General features: G+C 57.4%; 17 protein-coding genes. 6 read left to right on the forward strand and 11 right to left on the reverse strand.

Annotation, left to right across the window (positions count from 1 at the left end; translation table 11 throughout):
- The first annotated feature begins 534 nt into the window (after positions 1 to 534).
- Together nadA and pnuC are read left to right on the forward strand one after the other, a co-directional pair.
- Positions 535 to 1,578, forward strand: coding sequence for a quinolinate synthase NadA (nadA, locus tag IAE50_RS21860; RefSeq protein ID WP_200135653.1), 1,044 nt, complete (start codon positions 535 to 537; stop codon positions 1,576 to 1,578).
- Between the two features lie 45 nt (positions 1,579 to 1,623).
- Positions 1,624 to 2,343: a nicotinamide riboside transporter PnuC gene (gene pnuC, locus IAE50_RS21865; protein WP_076769566.1), complete on the forward strand. Its 720-nt coding sequence runs from the start codon at positions 1,624 to 1,626 to the stop codon at positions 2,341 to 2,343.
- Here pnuC and zitB read toward each other — a convergent pair.
- Both zitB and IAE50_RS21875 read right to left on the reverse strand, forming a co-directional pair.
- Positions 2,340 to 3,272 carry a CDF family zinc transporter ZitB gene (gene zitB, locus IAE50_RS21870; RefSeq protein WP_128483373.1) on the reverse strand — a complete coding sequence of 311 codons (933 nt, stop codon included), beginning with the start codon at positions 3,270 to 3,272 and terminating at the stop codon, positions 2,340 to 2,342. The two genes, pnuC and zitB, sit on opposite strands and share 4 nt — an antisense overlap.
- 115 nt (positions 3,273 to 3,387) lie before the next feature.
- Positions 3,388 to 3,771, reverse strand: a complete 384-nt coding sequence (locus tag IAE50_RS21875) for a YbgS-like family protein (protein ID WP_200581303.1) — start codon at positions 3,769 to 3,771, stop codon at positions 3,388 to 3,390.
- A 318-nt stretch (positions 3,772 to 4,089) separates the two neighbouring features.
- Between IAE50_RS21875 and aroG the strand changes: the two genes are divergently transcribed.
- Positions 4,090 to 5,142: a 3-deoxy-7-phosphoheptulonate synthase AroG gene (gene aroG / locus IAE50_RS21880; protein ID WP_200581281.1), complete on the forward strand. Its 1,053-nt coding sequence runs from the start codon at positions 4,090 to 4,092 to the stop codon at positions 5,140 to 5,142.
- Between the two features lie 195 nt (positions 5,143 to 5,337).
- Here aroG and gpmA read toward each other — a convergent pair whose 3' ends face one another.
- From gpmA to modE, 9 genes are all read right to left on the reverse strand, one after another.
- The gene (gene gpmA / locus IAE50_RS21885; RefSeq protein WP_023479514.1) at positions 5,338 to 6,090 is read right to left on the reverse strand and encodes a 2,3-diphosphoglycerate-dependent phosphoglycerate mutase; all 753 of its coding nucleotides are present in this window, start codon (positions 6,088 to 6,090) and stop codon (positions 5,338 to 5,340) included.
- A gap of 207 nt (positions 6,091 to 6,297) precedes the next feature.
- Positions 6,298 to 7,338, reverse strand: coding sequence for a galactose-1-epimerase (gene galM, locus IAE50_RS21890; protein ID WP_200581282.1), 1,041 nt, complete (start codon positions 7,336 to 7,338; stop codon positions 6,298 to 6,300).
- Positions 7,332 to 8,480 (reverse strand): galactokinase, encoded by a 1,149-nt coding sequence (gene galK, locus IAE50_RS21895; RefSeq protein WP_200581283.1) that lies wholly within the window; start codon positions 8,478 to 8,480, stop codon positions 7,332 to 7,334. Before galK ends, galM begins: the two co-directional genes overlap by 7 nt.
- A 2-nt stretch (positions 8,481 to 8,482) precedes the next feature.
- A complete protein-coding gene (gene galT, locus IAE50_RS21900) occupies positions 8,483 to 9,529 on the reverse strand; it encodes a galactose-1-phosphate uridylyltransferase (RefSeq protein ID WP_200581284.1) in 1,047 nt (348 codons plus the stop codon).
- A gap of 11 nt (positions 9,530 to 9,540) precedes the next feature.
- Complete coding sequence (gene galE, locus IAE50_RS21905) at positions 9,541 to 10,557, reverse strand: UDP-glucose 4-epimerase GalE (RefSeq protein WP_042712011.1); 1,017 nt, start codon at positions 10,555 to 10,557, stop codon at positions 9,541 to 9,543.
- Positions 10,558 to 10,773: 216 nt separating this feature from the next.
- The gene (locus tag IAE50_RS21910) at positions 10,774 to 11,469 is read right to left on the reverse strand and encodes a site-2 protease family protein (protein ID WP_042712013.1); all 696 of its coding nucleotides are present in this window, start codon (positions 11,467 to 11,469) and stop codon (positions 10,774 to 10,776) included.
- Positions 11,470 to 11,471: 2 nt separating this feature from the next.
- Positions 11,472 to 12,410, reverse strand: coding sequence for a DUF2167 domain-containing protein (locus IAE50_RS21915; protein WP_200581285.1), 939 nt, complete (start codon positions 12,408 to 12,410; stop codon positions 11,472 to 11,474).
- A gap of 179 nt (positions 12,411 to 12,589) precedes the next feature.
- Positions 12,590 to 14,059, reverse strand: coding sequence for a molybdate ABC transporter ATP-binding protein ModF (gene modF, locus IAE50_RS21920; RefSeq protein WP_200581286.1), 1,470 nt, complete (start codon positions 14,057 to 14,059; stop codon positions 12,590 to 12,592).
- A gap of 67 nt (positions 14,060 to 14,126) precedes the next feature.
- The gene (modE, locus tag IAE50_RS21925; protein ID WP_200581287.1) at positions 14,127 to 14,915 is read right to left on the reverse strand and encodes a molybdenum-dependent transcriptional regulator; all 789 of its coding nucleotides are present in this window, start codon (positions 14,913 to 14,915) and stop codon (positions 14,127 to 14,129) included.
- Between the two features lie 136 nt (positions 14,916 to 15,051).
- Between modE and IAE50_RS21930 the strand changes: the two genes are divergently transcribed.
- The 3 genes from IAE50_RS21930 (at position 15,052) to modB (ending at position 16,853) form a co-directional block, all read left to right on the forward strand.
- Entirely contained in the window at positions 15,052 to 15,213 is a 162-nt protein-coding gene (locus IAE50_RS21930) for an AcrZ family multidrug efflux pump-associated protein (RefSeq protein WP_023479529.1), read from the forward strand.
- 177 nt (positions 15,214 to 15,390) lie between these two features.
- A complete protein-coding gene (gene modA / locus IAE50_RS21935; RefSeq protein ID WP_200581288.1) occupies positions 15,391 to 16,167 on the forward strand; it encodes a molybdate ABC transporter substrate-binding protein in 777 nt (258 codons plus the stop codon).
- Entirely contained in the window at positions 16,164 to 16,853 is a 690-nt protein-coding gene (gene modB / locus IAE50_RS21940; RefSeq protein ID WP_076769574.1) for a molybdate ABC transporter permease subunit, read from the forward strand. Before modA ends, modB begins: the two co-directional genes overlap by 4 nt.
- The last annotated feature ends 1 nt before the right edge of the window (position 16,854 follow it).

Consider the following 16,854-nt stretch of genomic DNA (forward strand, 5'->3'; position numbering starts at 1 on the left):
AGTTGACTTTTAATCAATTGGTCGCAGGTTCGAATCCTGCACGACCCACCAATGTAAAAAAGCGCCCTAAAGGCGCTTTTTTGCTATCTGCGATTTGAAAAATCCGTGCGCTCTTCGTGCCGGATGGCGGCTACGCCTTATCCGGCCTACAATACCTCTCCGCACCTGGTTTTCGTAGGCCTGCTAAGCGCAGCGCCAGCAGGCGTTCTGTTTTGAACCTGAACCCACTGCCGGATGGCGGCTACGCCTTATCCGGCCGACAACACCTCTCCGCATCCGGTTTTCGTAGGCCTGCTAAGCGCAGCGCCAGCAGGCGTTGAACGTATTGCCGGATGGAGGCATAAATGCCTTATCCGGCCTACGCGCCAGCAGGCAATTATCTACATTATCCATTTCCCACTGCGAATAAATTCACCGCGACAATATCTCTGCGATCGGGTATCTTGTTTAGTATATAAAACGCCAGCTGCTTAATAATCCATATCAGGCCGCTGTTGGGGTTATCATGTTAAGCACGCAAAACGAGTGAGCATCATGAGCGTAATGTTTGATCCTGAAGCCGCAATCTATCCCTTTCCTGCCAAACCCGCGCCGCTGAAACCTGCGGAAAAAGCCTTTTACCGCGATAAAATCAAACGCTTGCTGAAAGAGCATGATGCGGTGATGGTCGCCCACTACTACACCGACCCGGAGATCCAGCAACTGGCGGAAGAGACCGGCGGCTGCATCTCCGACTCGCTGGAGATGGCGCGCTTTGGCGCCCGTCATCCTGCCTCGACGCTGCTGGTCGCCGGCGTGCGTTTTATGGGGGAAACGGCGAAAATCCTCAGCCCGGAAAAAACGATCGTGATGCCGACGCTTGAGGCCGAATGCTCGCTCGATCTCGGTTGCCCCATCGAGCCGTTCAACGCTTTCTGCGACGCACATCCGGATCGCACCGTGGTGGTTTATGCCAACACCTCGGCGGCGGTAAAAGCCCGCGCCGACTGGGTGGTCACTTCAAGCATTGCGGTCGAGTTGATTGAGCACCTCGATAGCCTCGGCGAAAAAATTATCTGGGCACCGGATCGTCATCTCGGCAATTACGTCCAGAAACAAACGGGCGCGGACGTACTTTGCTGGCAGGGGGCGTGCATCGTCCATGATGAATTCAAAACCCAGGCGCTGCGGCGCATGAAGGCGCTCTATCCGGACGCCGCAATACTGGTGCATCCTGAATCGCCACAAGCGGTGGTAGAGTTAGCCGATGCGGTCGGTTCGACCAGCCAGTTGATCCAGGCCGCAAAAACGCTGCCTCACTCGCAACTGATTGTCGCCACCGACCGCGGGATCTTCTATAAAATGCAGCAGGCCGTGCCGCATAAAGCGCTGATCGAGGCGCCAACGGCTGGCGAAGGGGCGACGTGCCGCAGCTGCGCTCACTGCCCGTGGATGGCGATGAACGGTCTGAAAGCCATTGCCGACGGGCTGGAGCAGGGCGGAACGGCGCATGAGATAGAAGTGGAGGCCAGCCTGCGCGAACGCGCGCTGCTGCCGCTTAACCGCATGCTCGATTTTGCGGCTACACTTCGACCTTAACGTTTTCATAGACATCAATGCGTAACACTACGCTCTGGGGAAAGAATGGACTTTTTTAGTACGCAAAACATCCTCGTGCACATTCCGATCGGTGCCGGGGGATATGACCTTTCATGGATTGAAGCCGCAGGCACGCTGGCGGGTTTACTCTGTATCTGGCTCGCCAGCCTTGAGAAAATCAGCAATTACGCCTTTGGTCTGATTAACGTCACGCTCTTCGCCATCATCTTCTTCCAGATCCAGCTCTACGCCAGCCTGCTGCTGCAACTCTTCTTCTTCGCCGCCAATATCTATGGCTGGTATGCCTGGTCGCGCCAGACCTCGCAGAATGAGGCCGAGCTGCAAATACGCTGGTTGCCGCGCAGCAAAGCCCTCGGCTGGCTTGCCGCCTGCGTGGTGGCGATTGGTCTGATGACGCTGTTTATCAACCCGGTCTTCGCCTTCCTGACGCGTATCGCCGTCAACATCATGCAGGCCGTCGGGCTGAACGTGGCGATGCCAACGCTGCAGCCTGATGCTTTCCCATTCTGGGACTCCTGCATGATGGTTCTTTCTATCGTGGCGATGATCCTGATGACGCGCAAATATGTCGAAAACTGGCTGCTGTGGGTGATTATCAACGTGATAAGCGTGGTGATTTTTGCACGTCAGGGCGTGTGGGCGATGTCGCTGGAGTATATGATCCTCACCTTTATTGCCCTGAACGGCAGCCGGATGTGGATTAACAGCGCGCGTGAGCGTGGCTCTCGCGCGCTTTCACATTAATGATGATGTCCGTGATGGGGATCGGCCGTAACGTCGCCCAGACGGCAGTCTGAGCCGCTACAGGGCTGATACTCCATCTGCACTGTGGCATGAGCAATCTCATAATGGTGCGCCAGGAAGTGGTGGATCTCGCCGAGCAATTTATCGTGATCGCGCGGCGGGATCACCTGCACATGCAGCGTCATCAGCGGTTTTTCACCCACCTGCCAGACGTGCACATGGTGCACATCGCGGATTTCCGGAATCGCTCGGCGCAAATGGCGCTGTAACGCACCGATATCCAGCGAAGCGGGAACCCCCTCCAGCAGTTCATTGACGCTCTCCTTCATCAAGCGCCACGCGCTCTTCAGCACCAGCGCAGAAACCAGCACCGACAGAATCGGGTCGATGGGCGTCCAGTTGGTCACCATAATCACCACCGCCGCGACAATGGCGCCAACGGAGCCAAGCAGATCGCCCAGCACATGCAGCGCAGCGGCGCGCACGTTAAGGTTCTTCTCTTCGCTACCGCGATGCAGCAGCCAGAAGGAGAGCAGGTTGGCCACAAGGCCAGCAATCGCGATAGCCATCATCGTCATCCCGGCAATCGGCTGTGGGTGACTAAAGCGCAGGATCGCTTCCCAGACAATCCAGATTGTTATCAGCACCAGCGCGAGGGCGTTAATAAAAGCGGCAAGCGTCGTCAGACGTAGCCAGCCGAAGGTGCGTTTGGCGCTCGGCGGCTGGCGGGCAAACCACACCGCCAACAGAGCGAAGAGCAGGGCGGCGGCATCCGTGAGCATATGTCCGGCGTCGGCCAGCAGCGCCAGCGAGCCGGAAATAATCCCGCCCACCACCTCAATAACCATAAAAACAGCGGTGACCGTAAAGGCCAGTAGCAGACGGCGGGCATTGGCATCCGATGAGCCATGCGAGTGATCGTGCGCCATGATGGGATCTATCCTTTTGACCGTTGAGAAAACGCCTACATCATTGCAGATTTTGAGGTTTAAGGAATAAAAAAAGGAGAGCCTCAGCTCTCCCTCTTCACTTCAGCATCACGCCTTACTGGGTGGTGCCATCAGTTTTGGTGTTCACTTTGCTGTTATCACCGCTACCGGTTTCAACTTTTTTATTCACGTCCGGGCAACGACCATCTTTACACATGGTGTTTTTATGCACTTCCTCTTTGCTCATATGGCCAGATTTGTGCTCCATCTGCGTAGAGGTGGAATTAGTGTTGGTATTGCCGGTATTAATGTTGCTGTTATCAACATTGCCTGGCGCAATGTTCTCTTTCGCGTCAGGGGCAACCTGGCCAGCCTTCGCTGCTGCGTTAGCATCGCCGTTGCTGGAGCTGGAAGAGGATGCGTCCGCCGCATACGCTGCGCCGCCTGCCAGAGTCAGTGTGGTGGTCAGTAAAAGCGTCGCTAATTTATTCATTTTCATCATGATGCTCCTGTGCTGGTCGTCTAATGCCGCGCGGGACGCCGGCAGAATATGCGCGAACCCATCGCACGCTCAGTGGTGAAAGATGCCATACGTGCCATAAGTAGCAGCATGGAATAACGAAAAAATGTAAAACAAAGGTATTTACAGTTAAAAAGTGTAGTCGGGATGTGGCGACTTGCTACTTTTCCCACCACTTTCGCTGGATTCCAGGAATTATCCGGGCGTAGTGTAAGTTCGCGTTTACACTACGGCGCGAGCGAGATAGATTGGTCAGATTGCTTTTCTTCTAAAAAACATGTTCACACTGGAAAGATCATGACTTATCAGAACGACGATTTACGCATCAAAGAGATCAATGAGTTACTCCCTCCTGTCGCGCTGCTTGAAAAATTCCCCGCTACCGAAACCGCTGCCAGAACGGTCTCCCAGGCGCGCCGGGCAATTCATCAAATCCTGCGCGGCAACGACGACCGCCTGTTAGTGGTTATCGGACCCTGTTCCATTCACGATCCCGTGGCGGCAAAAGAGTATGCTTCGCGCCTGCTGGCACTGCGTGACGAACTGAAGGGCGAACTGGAAATCGTGATGCGCGTCTATTTCGAAAAACCGCGCACCACCGTTGGCTGGAAGGGGCTGATTAACGATCCGCACATGGATAACAGCTTCCGCATCAATGACGGCCTGCGCATTGCGCGCAAACTGCTGCTGGAGATTAATGACAGCGGGCTGCCAGCGGCGGGTGAGTTCCTCGATATGATCACCCCGCAATATATGGCGGATTTGATGAGCTGGGGCGCGATTGGCGCACGCACCACCGAATCCCAGGTGCATCGTGAGCTTGCCTCCGGCCTCTCGTGCCCGGTTGGTTTTAAGAACGGCACCGACGGCACCATCAAAGTGGCGATTGACGCCATCAACGCCGCAGGCGCACCGCACTGCTTCCTCTCCGTGACCAAATGGGGTCACTCCGCCATCGTCAACACGGCGGGCAACGGCGATTGCCACATTATTCTGCGCGGCGGCAAAGAGCCGAACTACAGCGCGAAGCATGTCGCCGAGGTGAAAGCAGGGCTGGAAAAAGCGGGCTTACCGGCGCAGGTGATGATTGATTTCAGCCATGCGAACTCCAGTAAGCAGTTTAAAAAGCAGATGGAAGTGAGCGCAGATGTTTGCCAGCAGATCGCGGGCGGTGACAAGGCGATCATGGGCGTGATGATTGAGAGCCACCTGGTGGAAGGCAACCAGAGCCTCGAGAGCGGCGATGCGCTGGTTTACGGCAAAAGCGTGACCGATGCCTGTATCGGCTGGGAAGATACCGACGCGGTGCTGCGCCAGTTAGCGCAAGCCGTTAAAGCGCGCCGCGGTTAACGGGTCCTCTATTTTGTATGCCGGATGGCGGCTACGCCTTATCCGGCCTACGGTAACGAAGCCGCTGAAACCGCGTAGGCCGGATAAGCATTTACGCGCCATCCGGCAATTTAACGCAGCAAAAAGCCCGGCAGCGCGAAGCGTACCGGGCCTTAGACTCAAAAGCCGGGCATCAACGTGTCCGGCTTTTTTTTATTATTTCGCTTTACCCTGGTTTGCTACCGCAGCAGCTTTCGCGGCGATCTCATCCGCGTTACCCAGATAGTAGTGCTTAATCGGTTTGAAGTTTTCGTCGAACTCATACACCAGCGGTACGCCGGTCGGAATGTTCAGTTCGAGGATCGCTTCTTCGCTCATGTTGTCGAGATATTTCACCAGCGCACGCAGGGAGTTACCGTGTGCGGCAATGATCACGCGCTCACCGCTTTTCAGACGCGGCAGAATGGTTTCGTTCCAGTAAGGGATCACGCGATCGATGGTCAGCGCCAGGCTTTCGGTCAGCGGCAGCTCTTGTTCGGTCAGTTTCGCGTAGCGCGGATCGTGGCCCGGGAAACGCTCATCATCTTTGGTTAGTGCCGGCGGGGTAACGGCGAAGCCGCGACGCCACTGTTTAACCTGATCGTCGCCATATTTCTCAGCGGTTTCTGCTTTGTTCAGACCCTGCAGCGCACCGTAGTGACGTTCGTTCAGTTTCCAGCTCTTCTCAACCGGCAACCATGCCTGATCCAGTTCGTCCAGAACGTTCCACAGCGTGTGGATGGCACGTTTCAGCACAGAGGTATAAGCAAAATCAAACGCGTAGCCTTCAGCTTTCAGCAATTTGCCTGCCGCTTTCGCTTCGCCAACGCCTTTCTCTGACAGATCAACATCGTACCAACCGGTGAAGCGGTTTTCGTTGTTCCACTGGCTTTCGCCATGACGAACCAGAACCAGCTTAGTAACAGCCATACACTTACTCCTGTGAGCCTGATTTAATGATAACGATTCTCATTGTATTGCCGAAGCGCACTGCCCGGCAACGATTACCCTTAACCATAGCGAAAATAGGCGCAGAGTGTAAGCTGCTTGTGAATCGAGGGTTATTGTTTTGAGGATAAGTGGCGCATATTTCAGCAAAAAGGGCAAAAAAAAGCCCTCCCGCAGGAGGGCTCATGCTCAGAGCGGAATAAAGTGATACTCCGTCCGGCTGACATATTCGTCGCCAGGCTGCAGCGTACAATCCGGCTGCGGGAAGTCCGGGCGGTTCGGGCTGTCGGGTAAACACTCGCTCTCCAGCGCCAGGCCCTGCCATGCGCTGTAGGTTTTCCCGCCGCGCGCAGGCGTCCCTTCCAGGTAGTTACCGGAGTAGAACTGCAGCGCAGGCGCGCTGGTGTAGACCGACATTTGCAGCTGCTTATCTGTCGACCACAGGTGCGCCGCAGGCGTAGTCACATCCCCCTGCGCCTGCAGTAAAAAGGCGTGATCGTAACCCTTCACCACGCGCTGATCCTCATCGCTGAGGAACTCTTCCGCCACGGTTTTTGGCGTACGGAAATCAAAACTGGTCAGCGCCACCTTTTTCAGATCGCCGGTCGGAATGCCCATCTCATCCACCGGCAGATAGGCATCGGCCAGCAGCTGCAACGTATGGTTGCGGACATCGCCCTGCGCGCCATCAAGGTTTAAATAGGCGTGATTGGTCAGGTTGACCGGGCAGGGCTTGTCGGTGGTCGCACGGTACTCAATCGTAATGCGGTTATCATCACCAAGACGGAAGTGCGCCGTGGCGTTGACCGTGCCCGGATAGCCCTGATCGCCATCCGGCGAGGTGAGGGAGAAGAGCACTTCGCTGTCGTTCTGGCGCTCAATGCGCCAGCGGCGTTTATCAAACCCTTCCGGGCCGCCATGCAACTGGTTTTCGCCCTGGCTTGGGGTCAGGGACCAGGTCTCGCCATCAAGGGTAAAGCGGCTTTTGGCAATGCGGTTCGCATACCGGCCAATAGACGCACCGAGATAGGCGGTCTGCTCCCAGTAGTGCTCCGGCGTCGCGCAGCCGAGCAGGGCTTCGCGTACGCTGCCATCTTTCATCGGTACGCGCGCAGAGAGCAGCGTCGCGCCCCAGTCCATTAAGCTCACCACCATCCCCGCGCCGTTGCGCAGGGTGATCAGTCGTACCGGCAGCCCATCGGGTGCTACCGCAGGCGTTTCATTTAGCACTGTCCTGCCCCCTGAGAAGGTTTACACACGTAGAAGGTCTCTTTGATGCCGGTTTTCGCTTCGTACTGGCTCTCAACCGCCTGTTTCACTTCCGGTACCAGCGCTTCCGGCACCAGCGCAACGACGCAGCCGCCAAAGCCGCCGCCGGTCATGCGCACGCCGCCTTTATCACCGATGGTCGCTTTGACGATCTCTACCAGCGTATCGATTTGCGGCACGGTGATCTCGAAATCGTCGCGCATAGAGGCGTGGGATTCCGCCATCAGCTCGCCCATGCGTTGCAGATCGCCTTTCTCCAGCGCGGCGGCTGCTTCCACGGTGCGGGCGTTTTCGGTCAGCACATGGCGTACACGTTTCGCGACCAGCGGATCCAGCTCATTCGCCACAGCGTTGAACTGATCGAGGCTGACATCACGCAGCGCTTTTTGCTGGAAGAAGCGCGCGCCGGTTTCGCACTGCTGGCGGCGGGTGTTGTATTCGCTGCCCACCAGCGTACGTTTGAAGTTGCTGTTAATAATGACAATTGCCACGCCTTCGGGCATGGAAACCGCTTTGGTGCCGAGCGAGCGGCAGTCGATCAGCAGCGCACTGCCTTTCTTGCCAAGCGCAGAGATCAGCTGATCCATAATGCCGCAGTTACAACCAACAAACTGGTTCTCCGCTTCCTGGCCGTTGAGCGCGATCTGCGCCCCGTCCAGCGGCAGATGGTAAAGCTGCTGGAAGACGGTACCGACCGCCACTTCCAGCGAGGCCGACGAGCTTAAGCCCGCGCCCTGCGGCACATTGCCGCTGATCACCAGATCCGCGCCGCCAAAGCTGGCATCGCGCTGTTGCAGATGTTTCACCACGCCGCGTACATAGTTGGACCACTGCTGGCTGTCGTGCGCCACAATCGGCGCATCCAGCGAAAACTCATCGCGCTGGTTGTCGTAGTCGGCAGCGATCACGCGCACGGTGCGGTCGTCGCGCGCTTTGCAGCTGATTACCGTCTGGTAATCGATGGCGCAGGGCAGCACAAAGCCGTCGTTGTAATCGGTATGTTCGCCAATCAGGTTGACGCGGCCCGGGGCCTGGATGGTGTGGGTGGCAGGGTAGCCGAATGTCTCAGCAAACAGAGCATCTGTTGTCTCTTTCAGGCTCATTGTTATTCTCCGGATTCGCGAAAATGGATATCACTGACCGCGCGCAGGCGTTCGGCCGCTTGTTCTGCCGTGAGATCGCGCTGGGTTTCGCCGAGCATCTCGTAGCCGACCATAAATTTACGCACCGTGGCGGAGCGCAGCAGCGGCGGGTAGAAGTGCGCATGCAGCTGCCAGTGGGCGTTATCTTCGCCATTAAACGGCGCGCCGTGCCAGCCCATTGAGTAGGGGAATGAGCACTGGAACAGGTTGTCGTAGCGGCTGGTCAGTTTTTTCAGTGCCAGCGCAAGATCGCTGCGCTGCGCGTCGGTTAACTCGGTAATGCGCTGTACGGCGGCTTTTGGCAGCAGCAGCGTTTCAAACGGCCAGGCGGCCCAGTAGGGCACCACCGCCAGCCAGTGCTCGGTTTCAACCACCGTGCGGCTGCCATCTTTCAGCTCGCGCTGCACATAATCGAGCAGCATCGGCGAGTGGTGTTCGGCAAAGTAGGCTTTCTGCAGGCGATCTTCGCGCTCGGCCTCATTCGGCAGGAAGCTGTTGGCCCAAACTTGCCCGTGCGGATGCGGGTTGGAGCAGCCCATCGCCGCGCCTTTGTTCTCAAACACCTGGATCCACGGGTAGGTTTTCCCCAGCTCAGCGATCTGCTGCTGCCAGGTTTTTACCACCTCTTCCAGTGCCGCCACGCTCAGCTCCGGCAGCGTTTTGCTGTGATCCGGCGAGAAGCAGATAACCCGGCTGGTGCCGCGCGCGCTCTGGCTGCGCATCAGCGGGTCGTTACTCTCTGGCGCATCCGGCGTGTCGGTCATCAGCGCCGCAAAGTCGTTGGTAAAGACATAGGTGCTGGTGTAGTCGGGGTTTTTATCCCCGGTGACACGGGTATTGCCCGGACAGAGGAAACAGTCCGGATCGTGCGCAGGCAGCGTCTGTTTAGACGGCGTCTCCTGCGCCCCTTGCCAGGGGCGTTTCGCACGGTGCGGAGAGACCAGAATCCACTGATCCGTCAGCGGATTGTAGCGGCGATGCGGGTGATCGACCGGGTTAAATTGCGACATTACCACTCCTGTTAATCGGGATAGCCCTGCGGATGGCGTGACTGCCAGCGCCAGGTATCTTCTGCCATTTCATCAAGGGTGCGTGTTACGCGCCAGTTCAGCTCTTTATCGGCTTTGGTAGCATCCGCCCAGTAAGCCGGGAGATCGCCGTCGCGACGCGGCGCGAAGTGCCAGGCAATCGGTTTGCCGCAGGCTTTGCTGAAGGCGTTAATCACATCAAGCACGCTGCTGCCGACGCCAGCGCCGAGGTTATAAATATGCACGCCCGGTTTGCCTGCCAACTGCTGCATGGCGGCAACGTGACCGTCGGCCAGATCCATCACGTGGATATAGTCGCGCACGCCGGTGCCATCTTCTGTCGGGTAGTCATTGCCGAACACCGCCAGCGATTCGCGGCGGCCCACCGCCACTTGCGCGATATAGGGCATCAGGTTGTTTGGAATCCCCTGCGGATCTTCACCCATCTCACCTGACGGATGCGCGCCTACCGGGTTGAAGTAGCGCAGCAGCGCGATGCTCCACTCTGGCTGCGCTTTCTGCAGGTCGGTGAGGATCTGCTCAACCATCAGTTTGCTTTTGCCATACGGGCTTTGCGGGGTGCCGGTCGGGAAGCTTTCGGCATAAGGGATTTTCGGCTGGTCGCCATAAACGGTTGCCGAGGAGCTAAAGATAAAATTCTTCACGTTGGCGGCGCGCATAGCATTAATCAGGCGCAGCGTGCCGTTAACGTTGTTGTCGTAATACTCCAGCGGCTTGGCAACGGATTCGCCGACGGCCTTCAGCCCGGCAAAGTGGATCACCGCTTCGATGGCGTGGTCGTGCAGGATCTCGGCCAGCAGCGCCTCATCGCGAATATCGCCCTCAACGAAGAGCGCCCGTTTACCGCCAAAGCGCTCAATCTGGTTAAGCACGCTGCGCTTACTGTTGCAGAGGTTGTCGAGGATGATAACGTCATGACCGTTTTGCAGCAGTTGCACGCAGGTGTGGCTTCCTATGTAACCGCTACCACCAGTAACCAGAACTCGCATATTTGACTCCATCAAGCATTTGATATGAATTAACCTTAGCATAACAGAGCGGTAAAAAGTGTGACATGGGATAAAATAGTGGAATCGTTTACACTGATTTTTCAACCGCCCGCAATGCCGCATCAACGCCGGGACAGCCGCGTATTTACCGGGCTGCGCCGACGAGTGTGATTAGTCTGAAAATGACGTCACTGCGCTGCAGCGACGCAGGGAAAGTCAGCGAAAGCTGGCCAGCGCCCCGTGGAGGTTATAGGTCATCAGGGAGAGCCAGGCAATCAGCCCAAAGTACAAAAGGGTATATTCCAGACGTTTGCCAGGGTTGAGTGCGGTTAAATTGGGCGTTTCTTTGCGCCGGGTCCAGATTTGCGAAGCCGCCAGCAGGCAGACAATCAGCAACAGCGGGCTGGGGTGCAGGTAAAAGAAACCGAGCAGCAGCGGGATGCCGAGATACCAAATCTTGCGCGAAATGGCGACGGTAATGCGCCCGCCATCCAGCGGCGGAACCGGGATCAGGTTAAAGAGGTTGAGGAAAAAGCCGGCATAAGCCACCGCCATCAACATCGAACTGTCGAAGTACTCCGCCAGATAGTAGCAGCCCAGCGCGGCAAGCGAGCCGAGCAGGGGGCCAGCGATACCGACCCAGGCCTCCGTTTCCGCATCCGGAAACTCCTCTTTCAGCGCCACCCACGCACCGACAAAAGGGATAAACATCGGCAGACCCACCGGCAAGTTACGCTGGCGAGCCGCAAGATAGTGACCCAGCTCATGGCAAAAGAGCAGCACCACGAAGCCGGTGGCGTAGGGCCAACCGAAGGCCAGCGCATAGGTTGCCACCGACAGCAGCATTGTCCCCCCGGAAAGCAGCAGCTTGCCGAGGGTTGCGCCTTTAAACAGCAAAAACAACAGCTTCATGCTTATTCGACAATTTTAGATTTGTCGTCTTTTTTGCGAAACAGCAGCTTTTTGATGCCCATGCCTGCACCCGCCAGCGCAATCAGCGCCAGTTTCCAGAACTTCAGCAGCGTCACGCCGATAATTGCCAGCAGACCCAGTTTTTTCGCCGCCAGGCCGCCAATCAGCGCTGCCAGGCCATACTCGGCGATCTTGTCAGTCGAGGCGTTGAAGTCGCTGTACTTTTTGCCGTCGTTAAAGGTCACAGCGTTAAGCAGGTTTTTCGCCAGCGGCTTCTCCTGCTCCACGGTGCCGCGATCGGTCACCAGGTTGAGCGAGAGATACCCTTCACGGCCGAGCAGGTAGGTGTTGTAGTTCACCCCTTGCTCTTTCAGCGGAACGTTACTGCCGATATCGCGAATCGCAGCAGACCAGATCAGGCGATGCGTTGCGGCGTCATAGCTTGGCTTCTCTACCCAGCCGACCACTTCGATGGGCGGAATGCCTTTCTCGCTGCGCATCTTGTTGCCTTCCTTGGTCCCCTCCTGCAGATTGCTCAGCAGTTCGGCTGCGTCCCAGTCTTTGGCATCGTCATCTTTGATATAACCCGCATCGTCATACTCAATGGAGACGAACCCGGAGATGGCATCATTGAACACCAGCCCGTAAAAGGCGCTCTCATCGACGTAGTTACCCAGCTCGCGCATAAATTCCGCTGCCTGCCGCGGCGGGATATAGGTAAAACCTTCCGGGAGATTCAGCACCGCCTGGTTACCCAGCGTGACTTTATGCGGGCCAGACACGCTGACGCGCTGCATGTTTTCTACGGCCTGGTTAATTTTTGCTTCGTTCGCGGAAGCCGCGTCCGGTGCCGTCTCTTCGGCAAAACTCAGCGTGCTGAAACCAAAGCAGAGCGCCGCGACCAGCGTAAGGGCGCGGGGGAGGGAGAGATATTGAGTCATAAAGGTCCCGTTTATATTGACCCGTCGTCCGTCGGCGGGCTTTTTTCTTGCCATAACAAAAACTGGCCGCCGATAACGGGGGCGTCATCAGCAAGCCAGTAAACGATCATTATTTTTTTTACGCGAAAACGCGCGAGCGTTATTACAGCACACAGCCAGGAGGCGAAGCAGCCCCCCAATTATTGTGGTGTTAAGGCGTAGCGGTAGCCCTCGCCGTCGGCAATAAACGCCAGCTGGTGGGTAATGCAGGCGGGCGCGTCGGTGGCGTGGTGAGAGACAAACAGCAACTGGGTTTCCCCTTCACCGATCAGCACATCGATAAAGCGGCGCACCAGCTGGCGGTTAAGCGGATCCAGCCCCTGCAATGGCTCATCGAGGATCAGCAGCGTCGGGTGTTTAACCAGCGCGCGGACAATCAGCGCCAGCCGCTGCTGCCCCCAGGAGAGGCTGTGAAACGGCGCGTCGGCGGTACGGGCATCAAAGCCGAGAATATCGAGCCACTGCTGCGCCAGCTTATGCTGCTTATCGGAGACCGCCTGGTAAATGCCAATCGAGTCGAAATAGCCGGAGAGGATCACATTGCGCACCGTGGTGCTGACGCGGTAATCGAGATGCAGGCTGCTGCTGACATAGCCAATATGTTTTTTGATATCCCAGATGGTCTCGCCGCTGCCGCGACGGCGGCCAAACAGGGTTAAATCGTTGCTGTAGCCCTGCGGATGATCGCCGGTAATCAGGCTCAGCAGCGTCGATTTCCCCGCGCCGTTCGGGCCGGTGATCTGCCAGTGCTCGCCCGGATTCACCTGCCAGCAGAGGTGATTAATGATTGGGCGGTCATCATAGGAGACCACGCCGTCGTTAAGCACTATCAGCGCTGCGGTGGGATCGAGCGTTGCGCGGGCGGGGGCCGCGTCCGGCTCCGGCAGCGCCATACCGGACAGCTGTTCGCTATGCGCCAGTTGGGCGATCAGCGCCTGCTGAAGCAGGGCCTCTTTCTCACCGGTCTCCGTCAGGGCGCAATCCACCAGCACGCCCGCATGCTGCACAAACGCCGGGATCTCATCGAAGCGGTTGAGCACCAGCACCAGCGTGTAGCCATCGGCATTCAGACGGGCGAGCAACTCGGCGAGCTGCTGGCGGGAGTCCACATCCAGCCCGTCAAAGGGTTCATCAAGAATAAGCAGCTCCGGCTGCGCCATCAGCGCCTGGCAGAGCAGGGTTTTGCGAGTCTCGCCGGTGGAGAGGTATTTAAAGCGCCGCTCAAGCAGATGGGTAATGCCAAACTGCGCCGCCAGCGCCGCGCAGCGCGACGGGTCTTTAACCTCATCCTGGATAATATCGGCGGTGGTGCGTCCGGTATCCTCTTCGCCCGGCGAGAGCATATCGGTGTTATTACGCTGCCACTCTTCGCTGACCAGCTTTTGCAGCTGTTCAAAGGAGAGGCGGGTAAGGCGGGTGAAGTGGCACTGGCGCTCGCCGTTAAGCAGCGTCAGCTCACCCGCCAGCGCGCGAGCCAGCGCTGATTTGCCGCTGCCATTGGCACCGACAAAGGCCCAGCTCTCTCCGGCCTGCAGGCGGAGATCTTCAAGATGCAGCGTGCGGGTATCGCTAAGACGAAACGTACCTTGCGAAATTTGCAATGACGACATGATGTATCCCAAGTTTTGCAGCACAGAAACTCAGGGATACGTGCAATGGCGCGGCTTGTCAATGCTCTCAGCACAACGTGGCGAGAATCACCCGATCGGCATTAAAATATGCCGTCACCTGCTGCTGTTCCTGCATATCCTCCACCTGCGCATTTGGCACCGTAGCGCAAAGCATCTGGCCATCCGGCAGGGCGATTAGCACTTCACTCTGCACCTCGCCCTGCTCAATATGGGTAATCGCGCCGGTTATCTGGTTATCCGCCTGCGCTGCCAGCTGCGCATCGCAGGTCAGGCTGACCCACGGCGCTTTTAGCAGCACCAGCACCTCTTTGCCCGTCTCCAGCCCTAAACGTTCAGCGCTTTGCGCCGTGACCGCCGCCTTAAGGCGGGTTTGCCCATCAGCCAGCAACACCTCGACATGCTGCTGCACCTGCTGGTGGTCGCGGGCGGTAATGGTGCCGAACCACTGGTTACGGGCGCTGGTTTGCAGGGAGAAGCGTGAAATTGCCGCCAGCAGGCTGTCGAGCGGCAGGGCGTCGTCATCGCTCAGCACATCAAAGGCTTTTTGCTGGATCTGCCCCAGCAGATCGTAGAGCTGAATCAGACGCTGCCCGTAGCGGGTGACCACCGCGCCGCCGCCGCCTTTACCGCCGGTGGCGCGCTCAACCAGCGTCTGCTCGCTGAGCTGGTTCATCTCATTGATGGCGTCCCACGCGCTTTTGTAGCTGATCCCGGCGTTCTTCGCGCCCTGGCTGATGGAGCCGGTTTGCTCAATCTGCTTAAGCAGAGCGATGCGCCGCGGGTCGGCGAAGAGGCGCTGCTGGAGTTTAAGAGTAAGGAGAATTTCAGCCTGCATGACGCACTTCCCTCGCAAAAGGGCTATTGTGAAGGAAAAGCGCCGACGCGCCTAGTGCCAGGCAATCGCACAAAAGGCGAGTGTTTTACACAATGTTCAGGCTAGAATGCCGCATTCCCACTTTCTGGAGACGACCATGTTAGAGCTGTTGAAAAGCCTGGTTTTTGCCGTGATTATGGTGCCGGTGGTTATGGCGATTATCCTCGGCCTGATTTATGGCCTGGGTGAAGTGTTTAACGTCTTTTCCGCCGTTGGACACCGCGAAAAGCGCCGCGATACCACCACCCCATCGCGCTAATCCCTTCCCAAACGCCCACTTTGTGGGCGTTTCGCTCTCTGCCATTCAAGATCTTTTCCCTTTCTGCCGATATAGTTAGGTAGGTTTTAATTATTGATGGGTATTTCCGGCCCGCTACCATTCTCTGATACTATCGTTATGTTTTTTTTTATATAACGATAATGAGAGGAGTAAAAAATGGCACACACAGGGCGACGTCTGCTGGTTGGCGCAGCATTAACACTTGTCGTAGCAGGGCAGGCCGTGGCGCAAGAGGGTAAAATTACCGTCTTTGCCGCCGCCTCGCTGACCAACGCGATGCAGGATATTGCCGCCGCGTACAAAAAAGAGAAGCAGGTTGAGGTGGTCTCCTCATTCGCCTCCTCTTCTACACTTGCCCGCCAGATTGAAGCGGGCGCGCCAGCGGATCTCTTTATCTCGGCCGATCAGAAGTGGATGGATTACGCGGTCGAGAAAAAAGCGGTGGATAGTGCGAGCCGTGAAACCCTGCTCGGCAATAGCCTGGTGGTGGTTGCGCCGAAAAGCAGCGCGCAGGGCGAGATCAAGATTGATGCGAAAACCGACTGGAACAGCCTGCTGAAAGGCGGCCGTCTGGCGGTGGGCGATCCGGATCATGTTCCGGCCGGTATCTACGCCAAAGAGGCGTTGCAAAAACTGGGCGCCTGGGAAACCCTCTCGCCGAAACTGGCACCTGCGGAGGATGTTCGCGGCGCGCTGGCGCTGGTGGAGCGCAGCGAAGCGCCGTTAGGCATTGTCTACGGCTCTGACGCGGTGGCCAGCAAAGGGGTGAAAGTGGTGGGTACCTTCCCGGAAGCGTCGCACAAAAAAGTGGAATACCCGCTGGCGATTATCGATGGCCATAAAAACGCAACCGTGAGCGCGTTTTATGACTATCTGAAAGGCCCGCAGGCTTCTGAAATCTTTAAACGTTACGGATTTACAACGCACGAATGATATTGACCGATCCTGAATGGCAGGCTGTTCTGCTGAGCCTTAAAGTCTCTTCCCTGGCGGTACTACTTAGTTTGCCTTTTGGGATCTTCTTTGCCTGGCTGCTGGTGCGCCGCACCTTTCCGGGCAAAGCGCTGCTCGACAGCGTGCTGCATCTGCCGCTGGTGCTGCCGCCGGTGGTGGTGGGTTACCTGCTGCTGATCGCCATGGGCCGCCGTGGAGTCGTCGGTCAGTGGCTCTATGACTGGTTTGGCATCACTTTCGCCTTTAGCTGGCGCGGTGCGGTATTAGCCGCTGCGGTGATGTCATTCCCGCTGATGGTGCGCGCCATTCGCCTCGCGCTGGAGAGCGTTGATACCAAACTGGAACAGGCCGCCCGCACACTGGGGGCTGGTCGCTGGCGCGTCTTTTTCACCATTACCTTACCCCTCACCCTGCCGGGGATTATTGTCGGCACGGTGCTGGCCTTTGCCCGCTCTCTCGGCGAGTTTGGTGCCACCATTACTTTCGTCTCCAATATTCCAGGCGAAACCCGCACCATTCCCTCTGCCATGTACACCTTAATTCAGACGCCGGGGGGCGAAAGCGCCGCCGCGCGCCTGTGCATTATTTCGATTATTCTGGCGCTGATCTCCCTGCTGATTTCAGAGTGGCTGGCGCGCGTGAGCCGCGAACGGACGGGGAGATAAC

This window comes from Kosakonia sp. S42 (assembly GCF_016624785.1).
Lineage (GTDB): Bacteria > Pseudomonadota > Gammaproteobacteria > Enterobacterales > Enterobacteriaceae > Kosakonia > Kosakonia cowanii.